Origin of the sequence: Nocardia sp. NPDC050718, from assembly GCF_040654235.1 — a bacterium.
Taxonomy (GTDB): domain Bacteria; phylum Actinomycetota; class Actinomycetes; order Mycobacteriales; family Mycobacteriaceae; genus Nocardia.
In genome coordinates, this window is sequence record NZ_JBFAHQ010000005.1 from 157,311 (window position 1) to 176,635 (window position 19,325).

Genomic DNA, 19,325 nt, shown 5'->3' on the forward strand with positions numbered 1-19,325 from the left:
TTCGGACTCCTTGTCCTGGAATCGAACTCACAGGTCGAGCACCAATCGCTCACCGTGCGAACGGGATACGCAGGCGAGCATGTCGCCCGCGGCGTGGTCGGCATCGGAGAGGGTGTTCTCCCGATGATCGGGCTCGCCCGCGAGCACCCGGACCACACAGGTGCGGCAGAAACCCTGCCTGCACGAGTAGGGCTGGTCGGGGCGGGTCGCCAGGATGGCGTCGAGGGCGCTGCGGTCGGCGGGCACCTCGATCACCGTGCCGGTGGAGGCGAGTTCGATCTCGAAGGCGGTGCCGTCGACGATCGGCGGTGGCGAGAACCGCTCGAAGTGCAGTTCCACCTCGGGCATGGTGCGCACGGCGGCGACGATCGCCGAGGTCATCGGGGTCGGGCCGCAGGCGTAGACCGCCGTGCCCGCCCCGACCTCGGGCAGCAGGGCGGCCGCGTCGGGCAGACCGTGCTCGTCGTCGGTGCGCACGATCACGTGCTCGCCGAAGCTCTCCAGTTCCGCCAGGAACGGGATGGTGTCGCGGGAACGCCCGGTGTAGACCATCGTCCACGGCACGCCGAGCCGGTGCGCGAGCCGCGCCATCGGCAGGATCGGGGTGATGCCGATGCCGCCGGCGACGAAGTGCAGGCGCCGGGCGGGCGAGCCGTGGCCGGGGACCGCGAACGGGAAGGCGTTGCGCGGGCCGCGCACCACGAAGCGGCTGCCCACCGGCAGTTCGTCGTGCACCTCGCGCGAACCACCGCCGCCGTCGGGGATGCGGCGCACCGCGATCCGGTAGGCGCGTTCGTCGGCGGGGTCACCGCACAGCGAGTACTGGCGCAGCAGGCCGGAGGGCAGTTCGAGATCCAGGTGCGCGCCGGGGCGCCACGCGGGCAGCACCCGGCCGTCGGGCGCTTCCAGGCGCAAGCTCACCACGTCCTGGTCGTGCGCGACGATCCGGCGCTCGGTGACCACCACCGGGAACCGGCGATCGTCGACGCGCGGACGCGGATCACGGCGATTGACCAGGGCGCTCCAGCGCAGCCGGGCGGTCGCGATCGCGTCGAGCACCCGGGTGCCGGGGTCGTGGCGATGCTTGCCGTAGAGGTCGCCGGGCAGCGCCTGCGGCACGTCGCGCACGGTCACGAGGCCGCCGCCCGCGCCGCGGGCGACTGCGCCAGGTAGGCGACGGCCTGCGCGGTCGAGCCGACGGTCTCCGGGCTGTAGCCGGGCTGGAAGGTCGACAGCGCGCTGATCAGCAGCGACGGGATGCCCGGCAACGCGCCCCGCCACATCGCGCCCAGGATCGAGGTGATCACCCGCGGATAGCCGTGATCGGGCAGCTGCGGATCCTGCTGCACCAGGAACTTCGCGCCGCGCACCACCAGCGCGATGAAGATCGGGAACACCAGCATCATCGAGGCGCAGCGGCGCACGTAGCCGACGCCGAAGTACTCGGCGACATCGTGGGCGACGTTGCGGTGCTCGACCTCCTCGGCGCCGTGCCAGCGGAACAGGTCGGCCATGCGCGGGTCGGCGCCGAACTTCTCCAGGTCGGCGTTGATCACCCAGTCGCCGAGCCAGGCGAAGAAGTGCTCGAGGCAGGCGATGAACGCGAGGCGTTCGATCAGCATCTGCCGTCCGGCGCGGTCGTCTCCGCCGCGCGGGCCCAGCGTCTTGCGGAACAGGTATTCCATCTGCCGCACGTACGGGCCCGCGTCGATGCCGTTGGCGGTGAGCACGTCCCGTAGGACCTTCTCGTGGGTCTCCGCGTGCATCGATTCCTGCCCGATGAAGCCGAGCATGTCCTCGCGCAGCTTCTCGTCCTTCACCAGGGCCAGTGCCTCGCGGTAGGTCACGATGAACATGCGCTCGCCCTCGGGCAGCAGCATGTTCAGTGCGCTGATCAGGTGTGACGCGTACGGCTCTGCCGACATCCACTGCAGGTCGACATCCGACCAGTCGAAGGTCACATTGCGAGCGTGCAGGGCGACCTTGCCGGGATCTACCTCCGGTCGCCGTGTGGCCCGGCGAAGTAGCTTCATCGGTACTCCTCGTCCTACCGCGCGTTGCTCGGTCGAGCGCCGGGCGCCACGGTGCGCCGGTCGTGCGGTAAGGAAATGATACATGTACGTAGTATTTGAGGTAACACCTATTTTGCAGCGATTTCCCCGAAATCCGGCCGCGAGCGGGTGACGGGGTCACCCGGCCGAGGTGCGACGCCGGAACCGGCGCACGAGCACACCCGGGTTCCAGGTGCCGCCGCGTCCCCTCGTGAGCGGGTAGCAGGCGAAGCCGATGGCGGCCGCGCTCGCGTGCCCGACATCGGTGAACGTGCGATTCACGAAGACCGGCGGCAGCACGACCGCGAGCACACCCATGATGTAGAGCCATCGCCACGGCGTCACCAGCCGATAGGCCAGCACCGCAGCCACCCCGGCCAGCGCGTAGCTGACGCCCACGTCGAGGGTGTACATCGCCCGCGCCGGCGCGTCGTCGTTGCGGATCGCCCACAGCAGCACGCCTTCGCTGAGGTAGGTGGCGCCCACATGGGCGACCACGGCCACCGCGAGCCAGCGCAGCGTGCCGAGCCAGCGTTCGGTGTTGGCGTGGAAGAGGGTGAACAGCACCGCGTAGGCGAACCAGCTGCCCCCGTCGGTCCAGAACGCGCTGCCGATCAGCACCCGGACGGGGTCCTCGGCCAGATGGTGCAGATTGGTCGACCGGTGGCCCAGCCACTGGCGCGCCTCGTCGTCCGGCAGTCGCCGGATGATCACCGTGGTCACCGCCAGCGCGGCGAGCCACAGATAGGTGCCCGGCGCGCTGCGCACCCACCGCCACACCGCTACCGCGCCTCGTCGAGCCCGCCCGCTGCCAGCTGCGCTCACCACCCCAGTCTGCCGGATCCGCCCGGGACCACAATGGAAGGCACGACCCCTTCCCCGATCGACCGCGCGAGCGAGAGGCAGGTGGGTGCGGTGATCCGCGTCGGCACCTCCGGCTGGCAGTACCGCGACTGGCGCGGCGTGCTATATCCGGACGGCCTGCCGACGCGGCGGTGGCTCGAGCGCTACGCCGAGGCGTTCGCCACGGTCGAATCGAACAGCGCGTTCTACCGGCTGCCGAGCCGGGAGACCTTCGCCGCTTGGCGCGACGGCACACCCGCCGACTTCCTGGTCGCGGTGAAAGCCAGCCGCTATCTCACCCACATCCGGCGGCTGCGCGACCCGGCGGAACCGGTCGCGCGGCTGCTCGACCGCGCGGCGGGACTCGGCGATCGGCTCGGCCCGATCCTGCTGCAACTACCGCCGACCCTGCGCGCGGACGCCGCTCTGCTCGACGACTGCCTTGGCTGTTTCCCCGCCACCGTGCGGGTCGCGGTGGAACCACGCCACGATTCCTGGTGGACCGACGAGATCCGGGCCGTGCTCGAATCCCGCGCCGCGGCGCTGGCCTGGGCCGATCGCGACTCCCGGCCGGTCACCCCGCGCTGGCGGACCACCGGCTGGGCCTACCTGCGCCTGCACGCCGGACGTGCCTCTCCCCCACCGCATTACGGTCGCCGCGCACTGGCGAGCTGGGTCGATCGCCTGGTCGGCACCTGGCCGGACGACGCCGAGATGTTCGTCTACTTCGACAACGACCACGGCGGTGCCGCGGTCGAGGACGCCGTCACCTTCGCCCGCCTCGCCGACGCGGCGGGTGCGCGGGTCACCAGGGTGCCCTGGTAGCGACAGCACAGCACCCCCGCCTCGACATCGAGACGGGGGTGCGCGCGGCGGACATCACCAGCCGGGATCGGTGTCCAGCGGGACGTTGATCCAGCTCGGGCGAGCGGGGTCGAGTTCGAGGTGCTGGGTGCGCAGGCCGCTCTCGTTCAGCAACGGCCGCAGCGGGATTCCGCTGGGGAAGTTGCTCGCGAACACGTCGATCCGCAGGCGGTGGCCCGGCAGCAGCACGCCGTCGGTGGCGCGGATGCCGATCTCGATCGTGGTCGGCTCGCCAGGGACGACCGGCTGCCGGGTGTCCAGGGTGAGGATCGGGTACGGGTCGGTGTAGTCGCCGTTGGGCGAGCGGGTCGACTTGGCGTCGTCGATCGCGCGCAGCGAGGCCACCAGCTGCCCCTGCGACCAGACCGTCGACCGGCCGTCGGGCGCGACATCGTTCACCGTCACCGTCCAGTACCCGTCGGTGGCGTCGAGCACCGTGTTCAGGTGCGCGGCGATCGCGCCGGAGATCCGGGTCGGCTGGGTGACCGGCGCGGTGGTGAAGGTCAGCGCCGCGCCCTCACTGATCCGCGCGTCCTTGGCGCACACATCCGGCAGCGGGATCAGCCCCGCCGTGCCCTGCGCGGCGTCCCGCGAGCAGATGGTGGTCAGGCTCGGATCGACCGAGACCCGCTGTGCCGCACCGGGCGCGCCGACGAGGCTGCCGTCGAAGCGGGCGCCCGGCGCCGAGCCGGAGGACGCGGGGTCGAGATACATCCGCCGGTACTGCATGCCGGGGCGCGGGAAGGCGACGTCGGTGGTCCACTGCTCGCTACCCTGCTGCCACAGGGTGACCGGCTCGTAGCGGTCGACGCCGTTGTCGATGCCCTTGAGCCACTTGTCGAACCAGGCGCGCTGCAACGATTCCAGCGGCGCGGGCGCACCGGCCTGACCGAGGCCCGAGCTCACGGTCACGTGGTAGACGTTGCCCATGACGAGCTTCTTCTGCTCGGCGGGCACATCGACGGCGTTGTAGATGCGCGGGGTCGAGTAGGTGAAGATGTCGTGCCAGCCGCCGTAGAGGAAGGTCGGCACCTGCACCTGGTCCGGCTGCCCCACCCAGGCGGTGCGCAGCGGGCTCTCGTCGTCGAGGATGCTGGCCATCTCCGGCGGGATCTGGTCCACGCTCGGTGTGGTCAGGGCCGCGATGAGCACGTTGAAGAAGGTGAACGGATCGCGCACCCGGTCGCCCAGCCAGGTCCAGTCGAACTTGCCGTTCAGGATCGACACCAGGTCCGGCAGCAGCTTCGCGCCGTCGACGGCGAGCAGCCACGGCGGGATGAAGCCGACGCCGAGCGCACCACCGGGCGCGGCGACGTCGCGGATCAGGTCGCTGCCGGGCACGATCGGGAAGATCGCCTTCAGCGCGGCGGGGTGCCGCTGCGCGGTCTGGAGCTGGTTGATCCCCGAGTAGGAGATGCCGCTCATCCCGATCTTGCCGTTGGACCAGCCCTGCGTCGCGGCCCAGTCGACGACCTCGACGCCGTCGAGCTGCTCGCGTTCGCCGAACACCTGCCAGGTGCCCTGCGAGAAGCCGGTGCCGCGCACGTCGACGACCACCTGGGTGTAGCCGCCGCGGATCAGGTTCCGGTCGACGCCGAAGGTTCGGGCGGCGCCGCCGGGCAGCGCCTTCATCATGTCGCTGAGGCTGCTGAAGCCGAAGGCCGAGAAGTCCAGGTTCTGCAGCACCGGCATGAGCACGTCCGACAGGCCGGGCACCGCGAGCGCCGAGTCGGCGACGTTGGACACCAGCTTCGTGTACGGCGTCATGTTGACGATCGTCGGCGTCGGCTCGGTGATCGGCTGACCGTCGGCACCGGCCGGGTGATAGACGTTGGCTTTCAATACCGTTCCGTCACTCATCGTGATCGGCACGTCCCATTCGATGAAGACGTTCGGGTATTGCTGCGGGCCGTTGTGGGTGGCGACGAATTGCGCGTCCAGCCCCCCGTTCGCCGGCAGCGCCTGGCCGACCGGGGCCGATGCGACGGCGCCCGTGAACACGACGACGGATGCGACCAGCGCGGCCAGTCGCCCTCGATATTTGATCATGCTTCGGTCTCAGCCCTCCACCATCGGGAACCACGACGTTCCCGTACCGGGAAGTAACGTAGCCTGCGTCACGTTCGATCGCAAGAACATGTTCTCGGCCGATTCCCCGCAACCACCAACCGCCGCACCGACCCCCGCGGGCCACCTGACAGAATCGATGGCGTGAACGCGCCCGAACTCGATGCCGACGGACGCAGGTACCGCGGCGCCGCACCGGGGCAGCGCCAGCAGGACCGCCGCGCCCGGCTGATCGAGGCGGCCACCGAAGCCTTCGGCACCGACGGCTACCGCAACACCACAGTCACCACGCTCTGCGCCGCGGCTGGCGTCGGGAAGCGCTACTTCTACGAGTCCTTCACCGACAGCGAGGATCTGCTGCTCGAGGTGTATCGCGAGGTCACCGCGCGGATGCTGGAGGCGATCCACGTCGGCATCGGCGACGTCGACGCCGATATCGACACCAGGGTGCGCGGGGCGCTCACGGCGTATTTCCAGCTCATCCTCGACGACCCCCGCGTGCCGCGGATCGCCTTCTTCGAGATCCTCGGGGTGAGCCCGACGGTGGACCGCGCCTACCACGACGTGCTCGACGCGCTCGTCGACATCTGTCTGGCGCTGTTGACACCGTATGTCGACCTGGACTCCCACCCCGCGCCGAGCGCGCGGATGGTGGTGCTCGGCCTGGTCGGCGCGATTCTGATCATCGCCCAGAAATGGGTGCTCGACGACTACCGCCAGCCGCTGGCCGATGTCGTCGACAGCGGATTCCTGGTAGTCGGCGCGGTACTGGCCCGGATTCGCGCCGACGCCGAATAGCGTTGCGCTAGCGCGCCTTCCGCGCGCCGATGCCGTCGAGTAGCGCGCTCAGCCCGTACCGGAAGGTGCTGTCGGGGGCGGCGTTGTAGCCGGTGCCCGCCGCGCGGTCGATCCGGGCACGGAGCCGGGGGAAGGCGGCGGCGATCTCGGTCGCCTCCGTCATCGCCTGCGCCAGTTGCGTTTCCGGGTCGGCGCCACCCTTGCCCAGTCGCCTGCGCAGCGAGACGTTGGCGGCCGGGCCGGTGGCGTTGCCGAGCACGAACAGGAAGAGCGCGGCGACCGCGCGATCGGCCTCCTCGTCGTCGAAGCCGGCCGCCTCGAAGACCGCGAGCGCGTTCTCGTCGTGCCGGGACTTGTTGGGGCCGTAGAGCAGGTGACTCGCCTGCGCCTGCACCAGCCAGGGGTGCCTGGCCAGCGTCGCGTTCATGCCGGTGGCCATCGCCTCGGCCGCCGCGCGCCAGTCGGCGGCATCGGGATCGGGGAGCTCGATCTCGCCCCACACCTCGTCGACGGCCAGGCGCACCAGGTTGTCCTTGTTCTTCACGTGCCAGTACATGGCGGTGGCGGCGGAGTCGAGGCGCTGCCCGAGGCTGCGCATGTTCAACCCGTCCAGCCCTTCCTCGTCGAGCAGCTCGATCGCCGCGCCGACGATCTGTTCCCTGGTCAAGGTGTCGCGTGCCATGCGGCCACGATAGGCGCGCCGCCGCCACTTTTACAAAGTTCAAGAAATCTCTTGCACTTAGTTCAAGTCGGGAGCTATGGTTCTTTTACTTAGTTCAAGCCGGATCGGAGCACACCATGAACACCCTCGTCGCCGCCATCGAGATCGCCATCGCCGCCGCCTTCGTGAGCATGCCGATCGTGCGCAACCGCTACGGCAAGGCCGCCATGGCGACCGCGCAGGCCGAGCTGTCCCGCCAGGGCGTGCGCACCACGGCGCTGCACGAGCACGGGATGCGCTTCGACGCCAGCGGCCACGAGAGCGCCGCCCCGCTGAGCGTCGCCGCGATCATGCTCACCGCCGCCGCGCTGAACCTGGCCGGTCTCGACATCGCCCGCCCGGTGAACTGGGTGGTGCTGGGGCTGGTGTTCCTGGGCAACTGCGTGATCGTCTACAGCAACCACACCGCGGTCAGCTCGGTGACCGCGGCCTTCGCCCGCACCGGCGACCCCGAACTGGCGCGGATCGACGTGCCCGCGCTGCTCGACCGCGCCGAAGCCGGGTTCCCGGCCTGGACCTGGACGCTCCAGAAGGTCCGCAACACCGTGGTTTTCGGCGGCGCGCTGCTCGGGCTGGCGATCTCGATCCTCGGCTGAACCCATGAAAGCCCCGGCTCCGGCCGGGGCTTCGTCGTGCGTGGGCCGAGCACTGCGACCTGCCGCAGACCTCCGCCTTCGTGCCGTCTTCCGAAGCAGGTCAAGCGATCCCGGCGGCGAAGGCGGTGAACCGCTCGGCGATGCGGTCGGGATACTCGCCGTTGATGGCGTGCGACGCGTCGGGCCAGACCTCGACCTGGGCGCCGGGGATCAGGCGCGCGGTGGCGGCGGCCTTCTCGGAGTCGTGCACGATCGAGCGACCGGCGAACAGCGCGAGGACCGGGACCGTGAGCGCGCGCAGCTGGTCCTCGGTGGGGCGTGGGAGCAGGGGCTGGGCGCCGCGGTAATCCGTCATCCCGGCGGCGATCAGCCTGGCCTCGGGCAGCGAGTCGTCGACCGGAACGCCACCGGAGATCCAGCCCAGCAATCGGTGTCGCACCCCGGCGGGCAGGGCGGGGACGGCGCTGCCCAGCGAGACCACGATCATCTTCCAGCTCAGCGGGGCGAAGGTGTTGGCCGGATCGAGCAGGGTGATCGAGGCGACGCGCTCCGGGCGATGCAGCGCGGTCTGCACGGCCAGGTTCGCGCCGATGCTGACCCCGAGCAGGTGGGCCCGCCGAACACCCAGTCCCACCAGCGTTTCGGCGACCCAGGTCGCCTGATCGGCGCCGTCGGTCAGCGCGCGGGTCTGCCCGCTCGCGCCCGGTTCGCCCACGCTGTCCACCGACCAGACCGTGCGCCGTGCCATCAGGCCCGGCAGGTTGGCGGCCCACATCGGGGTCGAGGCCTGGCGGCCGGCGAGCAGGACCACCGGGATATCGCCGCCGGGGCCGAATCGATAGGCGCGCACCGGGCCGAACGAGGTCGGCACCGCGGCGATGGCGTCCGGCGGCGGGAGTTCGGCCATGCCCGCGCGGTAGGCGGCGGCGAAGTGCTCGAAGCCCGTCTGGTCGGTGAAGTGTCCGACCTTGTCCGTGGGTCGGCCGATCGTGGGATCGAGGAACAATCCGTCGGCGGCCATATCGCCGAGCGTAGCCCGCTGACCTGAACGAATCCCACAGTCGCGGTCGGCACGCCAGCGGCTGGTCAGCGCCCCCGCAGCAGGGCGACGATCGCGTCCTGGCCCTTCCGCTCGGCGTTCTGCAGCGCGGTGCGGCCCTCGGCGTCGCGAATCCCCGGGTCGGCGCCCGCGTCGAGCAGCGCGGTGACGGTCTCCTGGTAGCGCTGCGAGCCGTCGCCGTAGACGATCGCCTCCTGCAGTGCCGTCCATCGCGGGGTATTGACATGGTTCACCTCGACCCCCGCCGCGATCAGCATCCGCACGGTGCTCACGTGCCCGTGCTCGCTCGCCGGGATGAGCGCCGTCCCGCCGTAGCGGTTGACGCTGCGCAGGTCGGCGCCGTGCCGCAGGGCCGGCTCGAGGATCTCGTCGAAGCCCTCGGCGCCGGCGTAGAGGTAGGCGGAGTCCTGCAGGTCGTCCTTGGCGTTCACGTCGGCGCCCGCCTCGATCAGCGCCACCGCGGCCGCGCTGGCCCGGTTCTTGGTGGCGGCCACCAGCGGAGTCCGGTCCTGGTCGCCGCGGGTCTCCGGATCGGCGCCGCGGGCGAGCAGGTCACGCACCCGCGCCGCGTCGTTGTTCACCGCGGCGGCGAACAGTTCGTCGTCGAGACTGTGGTCGAACTGCCGGGTGGTCGGCGGCACCTCGGCCTGCGCGGGCGCGGCGGCGGTCACCGGGACCGGGGCCGACTGCGGCACGTCCGGGTCGGCGGAGCAGGCGCCGATACCCACCGCGAGCACGGCGAGCGCGAGCACGCTCGCGCGGGTGCCACGGACTGTCGGGCGAGCCGGATTCATGGGTTTCTCCTCTGGTCAGGTCCCTTCCACCGTGCCCATCGAGCCACCGCGCGTCCAGGACGCAGTACCGATCATCACCATCGACACCGTCTATGGCGGATCGCGGTAGCCGCCGGATGAACAGCACAGAACCATCGCCCCCGCCGTATTGCCCTGCGCGGCAGCCGATGTCCAGACTGGGAGCCGGTCGACCACCTGGCCCGTGCACGACGACGGGCGGCGATCATCACGAGCCGAAGGACGCGCGATGCCGTTTCTGCTGATCTCCGGAGTCTTCGTCGCCGAAGGCGCACAGCCCGACGGTGACTCGGTGCGCTTCCGTCCCGACGACCCAGCCCTGTGGGACCGGGTGGGCGGCCCGCACCGGGTGAAGCGCAATGCCTCCGGTGCCGCGCAGCTGCGCCTGGACGGCATCGACTCGCTGGAGACCCACTACACGCCCCGCCACGGCACGCGCACCCATCAACCGCTGCCGTTGGCACGCGCGGCGGCCGCGGAACTGCTCGCCTGGCTCGGCTTCACCGGCGTGGTGCGGGACGCGAACGAGACCGTGACCAGCACCGATCAGGCCGCGGTGCCCGGGTTCATCCTGACCAGGGGTGCCGATCTGCACGGCCGCTGCGTCGCGTTCGCCGGGCGCGGCGCGTCCCCCGGCAGCACGGGCACCGAGATGTTCGTCGACGTGGCCCTGCTGCGGCTCACCCTCAACCACCACCAGCTGGCGACCGGCCTGGCCTACCCGACGTTCTATCGCAGCCTGTTCCCCGCCCTGCGCGCCGAATTCGCCGCCGTCGCCACGGCCGCCGCGACCGCGCCGACCCCGCTCGGCGTCTGGGCGGCCGACATCACCACCAGCGGCGCCGCGATCACCACGCCGACGTCGCTGTCCGACGACGTGGTGATGCTGCCGAAGCTGTTCCGCCGCCTCGCCGACTACCTCGCCCTCGGCGACGGCGATCTCTCGCTCGACGGCTTCCCCGCCTTCCTCGCCCAGGCCGCCGACCGCTTCTTCATCCTCTCCACCGGCCACTCCACCACCGGCCTCGACGCGATCACCGTGATCGACGGCCCGACCGTGCGCCTGACCCACCCGCCGACCGATCTGGTCTTCGACGAGAAGTAACCGGTTGACGCGGGTGGGTCCCGGGGTAACCCTGGGATATGACTACTCACGAGGACCAGCAACTCGACGAGGTCATCGAACGGTTGACCATCAAGTACCCGACCGTCGCCCCCGCCGAGATCGCCGATATCGTCCGGCAGACCTACCGCCATTTCGCCGAGGCCAACGTCCGCGACTTCGTCCCGCTGCTCGTCGAACACCATGTGCAGGACGAGCTCGGCACCAGGACGGGGCGGATCCCACCCATCCCGATGTGATCGGTGGCTGGACCCCGCTAGCGTTGGCGGCGACGTCAACCTAGGAGGTCCGCATGCCCGACACCGTCCGCGGAGTCATCGCCCGCGCGAAGAACGCGCCGGCCGAAACCGTCGACATCGTGATTCCCGATCCGGGGCCGCACGATGTGGTCGTCCGCGTGCAGGCGTGCGGGGTCTGCCACACCGACCTGCACTACCGCGAAGGCGGCATCAACGACGAGTTCCCGTTCCTGCTCGGGCACGAGGCGGCGGGTGTCGTCGAGTCGGTCGGCGCGGCGGTCACCCATGTCGCCGAGGGCGATTTCGTCGTCCTGAACTGGCGCGCGGTCTGCGGCGAATGTCGGGCCTGCCGACGCGGTCGCCCGTGGTACTGCTTCGACACCCACAACGCCAGCACACCGATGACGCTCACCGACGGCACCCCGCTCACCCCGGCGCTCGGCGTCGGCGCGTTCGCCGACAAGACGCTGGTGCACGAAAAGCAGTGCACCAAGGTCGATCCCGAGACCGATCCGGCGGTGGCGGGCCTGCTCGGCTGCGGCGTGATGGCGGGTATCGGCGCGGCGGTGAACACCGGCGCGGTCTCGCGCGGCGACAGTGTCGCGGTGATCGGCTGCGGCGGCGTCGGTGACGCCGCTATCGCCGGCGCCCGTCTCGCCGGCGCGGGCACGATCATCGCGATCGACCGCGACCCGCGAAAGCTGGAGTGGGCCAGCGACTTCGGCGCCACCCACACCATCGACGCGAGCAGCACCGACGTGGTCGAGCGGATCAAGGAGCTCACCGACGGTTTCGGCGCCGACGTGGTGATCGACGCGGTCGGCCGTCCGGAGACCTGGAAGCAGGCCTTCTACGGCCGCGACCTCGCGGGCACCGTGGTGCTCGTCGGCGTCCCGACTCCCGACATGACCCTCGACATGCCGCTGATCGACCTGTTCTCGCACGGCGGTTCGCTGAAGTCGTCCTGGTACGGCGACTGCCTGCCCGAACGCGACTTCCCGATGCTCGTCGACCTGCACCGCCAGGGCAGGCTGCCGCTGGATCGCTTCGTCACCGAGCGCATCGGCGTCGACGAGGTCGAGCAGGCGTTCACCGCCATGGGCGAGGGCAAGGTGCTGCGCTCGGTGGTGGTCTGGTGAGTGCCCGCGTCGAGAAGGTCGTCACCTCGGGCACTTTCGCGCTCGACGGCGGCACCTGGGACGTCGACAACAATGTGTGGCTGATCGGCGACGACACCGAGGTGCTGATCGTCGACGCCGCCCACGACGCCGACGCCATCGCCGCGGCGGTCGGCTCCCGGCACGTCACCGCCATCCTGTGCACGCACGGGCACAACGACCATGTGACCGTCGCGCCGGAGCTGTCGCGGCGCCTCGACGCCCCGGTGCTGCTGCACCCCGGCGACGAGCCGCTGTGGCGGATGACCCACCCCGACGCCGCCTACCGCTCGCTGGCCGACACCGACCGGATCACGGTGGCCGGCACCGATATCGATGTGCTGCACACCCCCGGCCACTCCCCCGGCTCGGTGTCACTGCACCTGCCGGAACTGTCGGCGTTGTTCACCGGAGACACCCTGTTCGCGGGCGGACCGGGCGCGACCGGCCGCTCCTTCTCCGATTTCGGCACCATCATCGATTCCATCCGCGACCGCCTGTTCGCCCTCCCGGACGACACCACGGTGCACACCGGCCACGGCCCCGACACCGCGATCGGCACCGAACGGCCCGCCCTCGCGGACTGGATCGCCCGCGGCCACTGAGTTCGGGTCGGGAGTGTCCGCCACGCCTTCGGCGGGCACTCCTGGCACCGGCCCACAGCCACGCCTCGAATTCCGCGGCACCGCAACCGGATCGGCGGTCAGCCTGCTCGGCGGACGCGGACAAGCGCCACGCCACCCAGCGCCGCGCCCAGGACACCGAGGACACCGGCGATGTACCCGCCCGCGATCCCGTTCCCGGTGCCGAGCCCACCGTCGGCGGTGACGACGACGAACACCCCGACCACGGCGGCGAGCATCCCGGCGCCCACCGCGAACGCAGCCCGGAGACTCGACGGCCGTGCCAGCGCGAGGCCGCCCAGGATCGCCCCGAACAGGGCGAGAAACGCGGCCGAGGTCGCGATCGCGCGGTCGGCGGTCAACCCGTAGGCGTCCGCGACCAGGACGGTCGACGCCGACGCGGGCGCGGCCGCGACGAGCCCGGCGGCCAGGACGGCGGCGACGGTACCGGGGAGGTGACGGAAAGACGACATGGCGTACTCCTTCGATCTGCTGTGTACCGCTCGATCTTCGGCCGGGACCCCGGGTCCGGTCGTCGTGCGACCGTGGACAATCCGCGCTGCCGCGCCCGCGGTAGCGGCTACCGCCGAGGCGGTACCACCGGCGCGGATACCGCGGGCGCGGTAGTCGCGAGATCACCCCGTCGGCGGACTCGCCGCGCCGCGCACCGGGCTAGGGTGCTGACATGAGCAGGGCATGGATCGGCGACGCGGCGATCGCGGTCGGCGTCGCGGCCGTGCTGCTGGTCACCGCGCTGACCCGGCAACCGTCCCCCGCAGACCTGCGCCCCCTCGGGTATTCGCTGCTGGTAGCCGGTGGACTGGCGCTGGCGGCCCGCCGCCGGGCGCCGGTGGCCGTGCTGGTGGCGACCGGCGCGTGCGCACTGGGCTCGCAGGCACTCGGATTCGATGTACCCGCCGTCGCGTTCCTGTTCGCGGTGTACTTCGCCATGCGCGCGGGCCACCGCTGGATGACGCTCGCCGCCGCGCTACTGCTCCTGGCGACCCTGCCGTTCGCCGCGATGCTCTCGCTGCACGACACCGCCGCCGCGCTCGCCCGGTCCCGCGACGCGCTCGAGATCGCCTGGCTGATCGCCGCCGCCGCAGCCGGGGAGGCGCTGCGGCAGGCCGAGCGCCGCGCCGACGAGGCCGAACGCACGCGCGAGGAGACCGCGCGCCGCCGCGCCGACGAGGAACGCCTGCACATCGCCAGGGAACTGCACGATTCGCTCACCCATCAGATCTCGGTGATCAAGGTGCAGTCCGAGGCGGCCGTGCATGTGGCGCGCAAACGCGGCGAGGACGTCCCCGAGGCGCTGCTCGCCATCCGGGACGCCGGCCGCGAGGCGGCCCGCGAACTGCGCGCGACCCTGGAAGCGTTGCGCGATGACGGCGCGCCCCGGCCCGGTCTCGCTCAGGTCGCCGAATTGGTGGAGCGAGTGCGCCTTTCGGGGATCGAGACGACCTTGACCATCGCGGGCACCCGCACCGACGTGCCCGCCGCGGTCGACCGGACCGGCTACCGGATCGTGCAGGAATCGCTCACCAATGTCACCCGCCACGCGAACGCCGCCACCGCCTCGGTGCGCATCGACTACGGCCCCGACACCCTGGTGGTCGACGTGGCCGACGACGGTCGCGCCACGCCCGCCGACGCGCCACGGCCCGGCGTCGGCCTGCTCGGGATGCGCGAGCGGGTGACCGCGCTCGGTGGGCACCTGCGTGCCGCGCCCCGCGCGGGCGGCGGATTCGCCGTGCACGCCGAATTGCCGGTGGTGCGATCATGATCCGGGTTCTGCTGGTCGACGACCAGCCACTCATCCGCAGCGGATTCCGCGCGCTGCTCGAGATCGAGGACGATATCGAGGTCGTCGCCGAGGCGGCCGACGGCGGCGACGGTGTCGAGCTGGCCCGCCGCCACCTGCCCGACATCGCCCTCGTCGATATCCAGATGCCGGTGGTCGACGGCATCGAAGCGACCCGCCGCATCGCGGCCGATCCGGCCCTGGCCGGGGTGCACGTCGTCATCCTGACCAACTACGGCCTCGACGAATACGTCTTCGACGCGCTGCGCGCCGGCGCGGCGGGCTTCCTGGTCAAGGACATCGAACCCGAGGACTTCCTGCACGCGATCCGGGTGGCCGCCCGTGGTGACGCCCTGCTCGCGCCGTCCATCACCCGGCGCCTGATCGCCCGCTACGTCACCCAGCCGCCGCACGCGCCCGGCGCGGATTCGGCGCTGCGCGAACTCACCACCCGCGAACGCGAAGCCGTCGCCCTGGCCGCCCACGGGCTGTCCAACGACGAGATCGCCGCCCACATGGTGATCAGTCCGCACACCGCCAAGACCCATATCAACCGCGCGATGGCCAAACTCCACGTCCGCGACCGGGCTCAGCTCGTCGTCGTCGCCTATGAATCCGGGTTGGTCACGCCGCGCACGCGACCGTGATCGCGAACGGCCCCGGGACTAGCGTCCGATGCCCGGGACGAATCTGCCTGTCGCGGCGCAGTACTCGCGGTAGCCGGCGCCGTGGACGCGGGCCAGATACGGCTCCTCGACGACGCGGACCTGGAGTTCGATCGTCGCGAGCAGCAGGACGAACCCCGCCAGGGCGACGACGTTCGGGATGATCAGCGCGATACCCGCCCCGAAGACGAGCATCGCGGTGAAGATCGGGTTGCGTACCAGCGCGAATACGCCGGTGCGCACCAGCGCTGTCGTCTCGTCGGCATCGACCCCGATCCGCCAGGACTCGCCCATCTGGACCTGGGCGAGGAGGGTGGCACCGATTCCGATGACGGCCAGCACGATCCCGATCAGCTGAATCGGTGTGGCGGTGAGGAATTCGAGCGGGTCCAGGACACCGGCCAGCTGGAGCACCACCCCGGCCAGGCCGACGACGATCGCCGCGACGAAGCCGACCCCGGCCAGCCATTCGAGCGAGCCGGGCCGCCCGCTGATGCCACGGAACCCGGTGGAACCCGTCGTCCGATACTGCCGCCAACTGCGCCACCCGAAGCCGAGCGCGCCGAAGATCACGTACAAGACCAGTGCCGTGAGAGCCATGACCGGTGTCCTTTCTCATCCATCGCAGCAGTCGCGGGTCGCGACCGTGCCGAGCGGCGGTGCCGGACAACAGGTGTCGCCCCGCCAGGCATCTCGCCCTTCCTTGACGGCGATGACCGCGATCACCAGCGCGGCGATCGAGTCGGCCCACGACCAGCCCAGCAGCGCGTTGAGGACGAGCCCGACCAGCAGCACCGCGGACAGGTAGGTGCACAGCATGGTCTGCCGGGAATCGGCCACCGCCGAGGCCGACCCGAGTTCGCGGCCCGCCCGGCGCTGCGCGGTCGACAGCACCGGCATGATCACCAGGCTCAGCGCCGCCAAGGCGATACCGACCGGGGAGTGCCGCGCGTCGTCCGCGCCGGTCAGCGCGCGGATCGCGTCGACGGTGACGTAGGCGGCCAGGCCGAAGAACGAGAACGCGATGATCCGCAGGGCGACCCGCTCCCGCGCGTGCGGATCCCGGCCGGCGAACTGCCAGGCCACCGCCGCCGCGGACGACACCTCGAGCACCGAATCGAGCCCGAATCCGATCAGCGCCGTCGAGGACACCCGCGTGCCTTCGGCCAGCGCGATGCTCGCCTCGACCACGTTGTAGGTGATCGTCGCCGCCACCAGCCGGCGGATCCGGGTCGTGAGCACCCGGCGCCGGTCCGGGAGCAGCAGCGGCACACCGAGATCGGTCATCAGCAGCAGTCCTGCGTGGCGGCTGCCGGGCAGCAGGCCGGGTCGACCGCGAGCACCAGCCCGACCAGGTCGTCGAGAGCACGCCCGATGCGCGGATCGGCCAGTTCGTAGCGACTGCGCCTGCCCTCGGGCACGGCGACGACCAGCCCGCAGCCGCGCAGGCAGGCCAGATGGTTCGACAGGATCTGCCGCGATACCCCGATCTGGTCGGCCAGCTCCGACGGATACCCGGGCGCGGAGCGCAGGCTCAGCAGGATGCGCGTCCGGGTCGGGTCGGAGAGGGCGTAGCCGAAGCGGGACAGCGCGTCGCCGTGCATCGCGGTGCTCATGCTCCGAATAGTACAGCTGATTCTGTATTCAGAAAAGGATGTATCAATCCGGCCGGTCGGCGCGTCCCTCGGCCGACTGCCACAGCCCCACGACCAGCGCGATGATCAGAGCGAACGCCGCGAAAGCCGTTCCGGTGCGCAGGAAATGGAACAGATCCCATCGGGTGAGGATCGCGGCGTAGTCGGCCGGCGGCCCGTCGATCACCCACTGGTTGATCCGGTGATTGATCGGCACATTGCCCAGGCGGGTGATCAGGAACGAGGCGACCACCAGCACGGTGGCGACCGCGGCGACGACCCGGCGCCGCCCCGCGGACAGCACCGCGAGAACCAGACAGCTCAGCGCCGCGGCGGCCATGGTGGCCTGCATGCTGATGCTGTTGTTCTGCATGAGTTCGGTATGGAACTCCAGGCGCATCTGCAGCGGAACGCGATGGAAGGTCGGGACCAGATTGGCGGCGCCGTAGCCGAAGGCGCCGGCGAGCAGGCCGGTGGTGAACAGGGCGAGCGAGCGGATGAGCACGGGTTCTCCTCGGCCGATCACGCGGCGACGGGACGGGTGAGCTGGTCGGCGCGCCGGAGCTTGCCGTCCGGCGTGAACTCGCCGAACAGGAAGACCTCGGTGGCCACGGTCCCCGTCGTGCGCATCGTGGCGTGGATGGTCAGGCGGGCAGCCATCCTGGCACCGTCGGCGATCACCTCGTGCACCTCGAAGCGATAGTCGCGCAGGTTCTTTCGCATGGGACGCAGGTGCGCGACGAGCCGGTCGCGGTCGAGCCGGATCCCGTCGGCGATCTGGACCACCTCGGGCGCGTGGAACCGGTCGACCACCTCGGCCGGATCGGCGTCGGCCGCGAGGGCGGCGGCGGTGAATTCGGTGAAGAAGTCGGCGATGAACCGCTCGGGCGAGCGGGGGGATGCGGGATCCATGACACTCCAGTCGTAGAATTCTTACAGCGATGTAAAGGTTAAACTCGATCGGATAACTTTGACAAGGGTGTAAGATTTGACCGGATCACGGGAACCGAAGCGGCGCGCCGACGCCACCCGCAGCCGGGCGGCCGTCCTCGACGCCGCCACCCGGCTGCTCGCCACCCAGCCGGACGCCGGCATGGCCGCCATCGCCGCCGAGGCGGGGGTGACCCGCCAGACCGTCTACGCCCACTTCGCCTCGCGCGACGACCTGATCAACGCGGTCGTCGAGCGCACCACCACCCGGGCCGCCGAAGCCATGCGCGCCGCGGACCTCGACAGCGGCCCGGCCACCGCCGCCCTGCTCCGGATGCTCGACGTCGGCTGGCAGTTCTTCCGCGTCTCCCCGCTGGCCCACCACGTGGGCGCGTTCGCCCGGCAACGCGACGAGGACCGCCAGCTCCCCATCAACCACCGCCTGCTCCGCCTCGTCACCCGCGGTCAGCAGGCAGGCGAATTCATCGGCACCGTCACCCCCGAGTGGCTGGTCGCGGCGATCGTCGCGGTCAGCCACGCGGCGGGCGACGAGGTCAGGGCGGGCCGGATGACCCAGCCCGAGGCCCAGATCGTGTTGCGCGACAGCGTGCTCCGCCTCGTCGGCGGCGTCGACCAGACGTGAGGCGATCCGGCCCACCCGCGAGATTCCCGACGCGGGGCCGGGTGCCGCTCAGCGGGTGACGGCGGCGACCAGCGCCTCGATCAGGCGGTGGCTGCGCGCGCTCATCTGCGCGGCGGACTGATCGGGGTGCCGTAGCCACCACTGGATCAGCGAGGTCACCGAGCCCATCCAGACATCGGTCAGCGCCGACAGATCAGCGGGATCGGTGAGCTCGACCGTGCCGAGGACATCCGCGACTCCCCTCGCCGCCTGAGCCGCGATCCCCCGCCGGGCCGCGCGGGCGGCGTCGGCGGCCTCGCCATCCTCCGGATGGGATCGATCGAACACGACGCTCCAGTCGTGCGGGCGTGGCTCGAGTGCGGCGAAGATCGCGTCGAGGGTCCGTCGAGCCATCGACAGGTCGTCACCGGCGGTGATGGCCGACTCGATCGCGTCATCCAGGAGGGCGGCGGCCCGCGTCACACACGCGATGTACACCTCGTCCCTGGATCGGAAAAAGGTGTAGACCAGCGGCTTGGACACGCCGGCACGCTGAGCGACAGCGGTGAGCCCGAGCCCGGCGTAACCGACCCGGCCGATCTCGGCCACGGCGGCGTCGAGGATCAGCTGTTCACGCTCGGCGCGGGGGACGCCCTTGGTTCCGGCGGTGCTCACTCCCCCATCCAACCATCGCCGGGGACAGCCATTGACTCCGA

Annotated in this window: 24 protein-coding genes; 10 read left to right on the plus strand and 14 right to left on the minus strand. The window is 70.9% G+C overall.

Annotated features, from left to right (window positions below; genetic code table 11):
* Positions 1-27 precede the first annotated feature (27 nt).
* The 3 genes from AB0H54_RS23435 to AB0H54_RS23445 form a co-directional block, all read right to left on the minus strand.
* Entirely contained in the window at positions 28-1,134 is a 1,107-nt protein-coding gene (locus AB0H54_RS23435; RefSeq protein ID WP_357347834.1) for a PDR/VanB family oxidoreductase, read from the minus strand.
* On the minus strand, positions 1,131-2,033 hold the full coding sequence (locus AB0H54_RS23440) for a metal-dependent hydrolase (RefSeq protein WP_357347836.1): 903 nt from the start codon (positions 2,031-2,033) through the stop codon (positions 1,131-1,133). The genes AB0H54_RS23435 and AB0H54_RS23440 overlap by 4 nt, the downstream gene beginning before the upstream one ends.
* A gap of 156 nt (positions 2,034-2,189) precedes the next feature.
* Positions 2,190-2,876, minus strand: a complete 687-nt coding sequence (locus tag AB0H54_RS23445; protein WP_357347838.1) for a rhomboid-like protein — start codon at positions 2,874-2,876, stop codon at positions 2,190-2,192.
* Between the two features lie 90 nt (positions 2,877-2,966).
* Here AB0H54_RS23445 and AB0H54_RS23450 point away from each other — a divergent pair, with 90 nt between their 5' ends.
* On the plus strand, positions 2,967-3,719 hold the full coding sequence (locus AB0H54_RS23450; protein ID WP_357348478.1) for a DUF72 domain-containing protein: 753 nt from the start codon (positions 2,967-2,969) through the stop codon (positions 3,717-3,719).
* 54 nt (positions 3,720-3,773) lie between these two features.
* Here the strand turns inward: AB0H54_RS23450 and AB0H54_RS23455 are convergent, their stop codons facing one another.
* Positions 3,774-5,807 carry a CocE/NonD family hydrolase gene (locus AB0H54_RS23455; protein ID WP_357347840.1) on the minus strand — a complete coding sequence of 678 codons (2,034 nt, stop codon included), beginning with the start codon at positions 5,805-5,807 and terminating at the stop codon, positions 3,774-3,776.
* Between the two features lie 162 nt (positions 5,808-5,969).
* Between AB0H54_RS23455 and AB0H54_RS23460 the strand changes: the two genes are divergently transcribed.
* Positions 5,970-6,623: a TetR/AcrR family transcriptional regulator gene (locus AB0H54_RS23460; RefSeq protein ID WP_355278890.1), complete on the plus strand. Its 654-nt coding sequence runs from the start codon at positions 5,970-5,972 to the stop codon at positions 6,621-6,623.
* A gap of 7 nt (positions 6,624-6,630) precedes the next feature.
* Here the strand turns inward: AB0H54_RS23460 and AB0H54_RS23465 are convergent, their stop codons facing one another.
* Positions 6,631-7,305: a TetR/AcrR family transcriptional regulator C-terminal domain-containing protein gene (locus AB0H54_RS23465; protein ID WP_357347842.1), complete on the minus strand. Its 675-nt coding sequence runs from the start codon at positions 7,303-7,305 to the stop codon at positions 6,631-6,633.
* 116 nt (positions 7,306-7,421) lie between these two features.
* On the opposite strand from AB0H54_RS23465, the gene AB0H54_RS23470 reads away from it, so the two are divergent.
* The gene (locus AB0H54_RS23470) at positions 7,422-7,940 is read left to right on the plus strand and encodes a hypothetical protein (protein ID WP_355278885.1); all 519 of its coding nucleotides are present in this window, start codon (positions 7,422-7,424) and stop codon (positions 7,938-7,940) included.
* Positions 7,941-8,040: 100 nt separating this feature from the next.
* On the opposite strand, the gene AB0H54_RS23475 is transcribed toward AB0H54_RS23470, so the two are convergent.
* Together AB0H54_RS23475 and AB0H54_RS23480 are read right to left on the minus strand one after the other, a co-directional pair.
* Complete coding sequence (locus AB0H54_RS23475; RefSeq protein ID WP_357347844.1) at positions 8,041-8,961, minus strand: alpha/beta hydrolase; 921 nt, start codon at positions 8,959-8,961, stop codon at positions 8,041-8,043.
* Between the two features lie 65 nt (positions 8,962-9,026).
* Positions 9,027-9,794, minus strand: coding sequence for an ankyrin repeat domain-containing protein (locus AB0H54_RS23480; protein WP_357347846.1), 768 nt, complete (start codon positions 9,792-9,794; stop codon positions 9,027-9,029).
* A gap of 247 nt (positions 9,795-10,041) precedes the next feature.
* Here AB0H54_RS23480 and AB0H54_RS23485 point away from each other — a divergent pair, with 247 nt between their 5' ends.
* The 4 genes from AB0H54_RS23485 to AB0H54_RS23500 are packed head-to-tail and all read left to right on the plus strand — an operon-like array spanning position 10,042 to position 12,936.
* Positions 10,042-10,917: a hypothetical protein gene (locus AB0H54_RS23485; protein ID WP_357347847.1), complete on the plus strand. Its 876-nt coding sequence runs from the start codon at positions 10,042-10,044 to the stop codon at positions 10,915-10,917.
* Between the two features lie 38 nt (positions 10,918-10,955).
* Complete coding sequence (locus AB0H54_RS23490) at positions 10,956-11,174, plus strand: three-helix bundle dimerization domain-containing protein (protein ID WP_357347849.1); 219 nt, start codon at positions 10,956-10,958, stop codon at positions 11,172-11,174.
* A 53-nt stretch (positions 11,175-11,227) separates the two neighbouring features.
* Positions 11,228-12,313 carry an S-(hydroxymethyl)mycothiol dehydrogenase gene (locus AB0H54_RS23495; RefSeq protein WP_357347851.1) on the plus strand — a complete coding sequence of 362 codons (1,086 nt, stop codon included), beginning with the start codon at positions 11,228-11,230 and terminating at the stop codon, positions 12,311-12,313.
* Positions 12,310-12,936, plus strand: a complete 627-nt coding sequence (locus AB0H54_RS23500) for an MBL fold metallo-hydrolase (RefSeq protein ID WP_355278873.1) — start codon at positions 12,310-12,312, stop codon at positions 12,934-12,936. The genes AB0H54_RS23495 and AB0H54_RS23500 overlap by 4 nt, the downstream gene beginning before the upstream one ends.
* Positions 12,937-13,034: 98 nt before the next feature.
* Here AB0H54_RS23500 and AB0H54_RS23505 read toward each other — a convergent pair whose 3' ends face one another.
* Positions 13,035-13,427, minus strand: coding sequence for a DUF6223 family protein (locus tag AB0H54_RS23505; protein ID WP_357347853.1), 393 nt, complete (start codon positions 13,425-13,427; stop codon positions 13,035-13,037).
* Between the two features lie 212 nt (positions 13,428-13,639).
* Here AB0H54_RS23505 and AB0H54_RS23510 point away from each other — a divergent pair, with 212 nt between their 5' ends.
* Complete coding sequence (locus tag AB0H54_RS23510; protein ID WP_357347855.1) at positions 13,640-14,740, plus strand: histidine kinase; 1,101 nt, start codon at positions 13,640-13,642, stop codon at positions 14,738-14,740.
* On the plus strand, positions 14,737-15,405 hold the full coding sequence (locus tag AB0H54_RS23515) for a response regulator transcription factor (protein ID WP_357347857.1): 669 nt from the start codon (positions 14,737-14,739) through the stop codon (positions 15,403-15,405). Before AB0H54_RS23510 ends, AB0H54_RS23515 begins: the two co-directional genes overlap by 4 nt.
* A gap of 18 nt (positions 15,406-15,423) precedes the next feature.
* Here the strand turns inward: AB0H54_RS23515 and AB0H54_RS23520 are convergent, their stop codons facing one another.
* Genes AB0H54_RS23520 through AB0H54_RS23540 form a run of 5 tightly spaced genes read right to left on the minus strand, consistent with a single transcriptional unit; the run spans position 15,424 to position 17,969 of the window.
* Entirely contained in the window at positions 15,424-16,023 is a 600-nt protein-coding gene (locus AB0H54_RS23520; RefSeq protein ID WP_357347859.1) for an isoprenylcysteine carboxylmethyltransferase family protein, read from the minus strand.
* A gap of 15 nt (positions 16,024-16,038) precedes the next feature.
* A complete protein-coding gene (locus tag AB0H54_RS23525) occupies positions 16,039-16,710 on the minus strand; it encodes a cation transporter (RefSeq protein ID WP_357347861.1) in 672 nt (223 codons plus the stop codon).
* The gene (locus AB0H54_RS23530; RefSeq protein WP_355278857.1) at positions 16,710-17,039 is read right to left on the minus strand and encodes a metalloregulator ArsR/SmtB family transcription factor; all 330 of its coding nucleotides are present in this window, start codon (positions 17,037-17,039) and stop codon (positions 16,710-16,712) included. Before AB0H54_RS23530 ends, AB0H54_RS23525 begins: the two co-directional genes overlap by 1 nt.
* Before the next feature lie 43 nt (positions 17,040-17,082).
* Positions 17,083-17,562, minus strand: coding sequence for an anthrone oxygenase family protein (locus AB0H54_RS23535; protein ID WP_357347864.1), 480 nt, complete (start codon positions 17,560-17,562; stop codon positions 17,083-17,085).
* 17 nt (positions 17,563-17,579) lie between these two features.
* Entirely contained in the window at positions 17,580-17,969 is a 390-nt protein-coding gene (locus tag AB0H54_RS23540) for a nuclear transport factor 2 family protein (protein WP_357347866.1), read from the minus strand.
* 76 nt (positions 17,970-18,045) lie between these two features.
* On the opposite strand from AB0H54_RS23540, the gene AB0H54_RS23545 reads away from it, so the two are divergent.
* The gene (locus tag AB0H54_RS23545; RefSeq protein ID WP_357347868.1) at positions 18,046-18,630 is read left to right on the plus strand and encodes a TetR/AcrR family transcriptional regulator; all 585 of its coding nucleotides are present in this window, start codon (positions 18,046-18,048) and stop codon (positions 18,628-18,630) included.
* 48 nt (positions 18,631-18,678) lie between these two features.
* Here the strand turns inward: AB0H54_RS23545 and AB0H54_RS23550 are convergent, their stop codons facing one another.
* The gene (locus tag AB0H54_RS23550) at positions 18,679-19,284 is read right to left on the minus strand and encodes a TetR/AcrR family transcriptional regulator (RefSeq protein WP_357347869.1); all 606 of its coding nucleotides are present in this window, start codon (positions 19,282-19,284) and stop codon (positions 18,679-18,681) included.
* Between the last annotated feature and the right edge of the window lie 41 nt (positions 19,285-19,325).

Excerpts from the sequence above, each read along its gene's own strand:
- AB0H54_RS23475 (WP_357347844.1), bottom strand. The coding sequence starts at position 8,961 with ATGGCCGCCGACGGATTGTTCCTCGATCCCACGATCGGCCGACCCACG.
- AB0H54_RS23470 (WP_355278885.1), top strand. The coding sequence starts at position 7,422 with ATGAACACCCTCGTCGCCGCCATCGAGATCGCCATCGCCGCCGCCTTC.
- AB0H54_RS23540 (WP_357347866.1), bottom strand. The coding sequence starts at position 17,969 with ATGGATCCCGCATCCCCCCGCTCGCCCGAGCGGTTCATCGCCGACTTC.
- AB0H54_RS23455 (WP_357347840.1), bottom strand. The coding sequence starts at position 5,807 with ATGATCAAATATCGAGGGCGACTGGCCGCGCTGGTCGCATCCGTCGTC.
- AB0H54_RS23505 (WP_357347853.1), bottom strand. The coding sequence starts at position 13,427 with ATGTCGTCTTTCCGTCACCTCCCCGGTACCGTCGCCGCCGTCCTGGCC.
- AB0H54_RS23485 (WP_357347847.1), top strand. The coding sequence starts at position 10,042 with ATGCCGTTTCTGCTGATCTCCGGAGTCTTCGTCGCCGAAGGCGCACAG.
- AB0H54_RS23480 (WP_357347846.1), bottom strand. The coding sequence starts at position 9,794 with ATGAATCCGGCTCGCCCGACAGTCCGTGGCACCCGCGCGAGCGTGCTC.
- AB0H54_RS23465 (WP_357347842.1), bottom strand. The coding sequence starts at position 7,305 with ATGGCACGCGACACCTTGACCAGGGAACAGATCGTCGGCGCGGCGATC.
- AB0H54_RS23490 (WP_357347849.1), top strand. The coding sequence starts at position 10,956 with ATGACTACTCACGAGGACCAGCAACTCGACGAGGTCATCGAACGGTTG.
- AB0H54_RS23515 (WP_357347857.1), top strand. The coding sequence starts at position 14,737 with ATGATCCGGGTTCTGCTGGTCGACGACCAGCCACTCATCCGCAGCGGA.
- AB0H54_RS23510 (WP_357347855.1), top strand. The coding sequence starts at position 13,640 with ATGAGCAGGGCATGGATCGGCGACGCGGCGATCGCGGTCGGCGTCGCG.
- AB0H54_RS23525 (WP_357347861.1), bottom strand. The coding sequence starts at position 16,710 with ATGACCGATCTCGGTGTGCCGCTGCTGCTCCCGGACCGGCGCCGGGTG.
- AB0H54_RS23495 (WP_357347851.1), top strand. The coding sequence starts at position 11,228 with ATGCCCGACACCGTCCGCGGAGTCATCGCCCGCGCGAAGAACGCGCCG.
- AB0H54_RS23520 (WP_357347859.1), bottom strand. The coding sequence starts at position 16,023 with ATGGCTCTCACGGCACTGGTCTTGTACGTGATCTTCGGCGCGCTCGGC.
- AB0H54_RS23440 (WP_357347836.1), bottom strand. The coding sequence starts at position 2,033 with ATGAAGCTACTTCGCCGGGCCACACGGCGACCGGAGGTAGATCCCGGC.
- AB0H54_RS23530 (WP_355278857.1), bottom strand. The coding sequence starts at position 17,039 with ATGAGCACCGCGATGCACGGCGACGCGCTGTCCCGCTTCGGCTACGCC.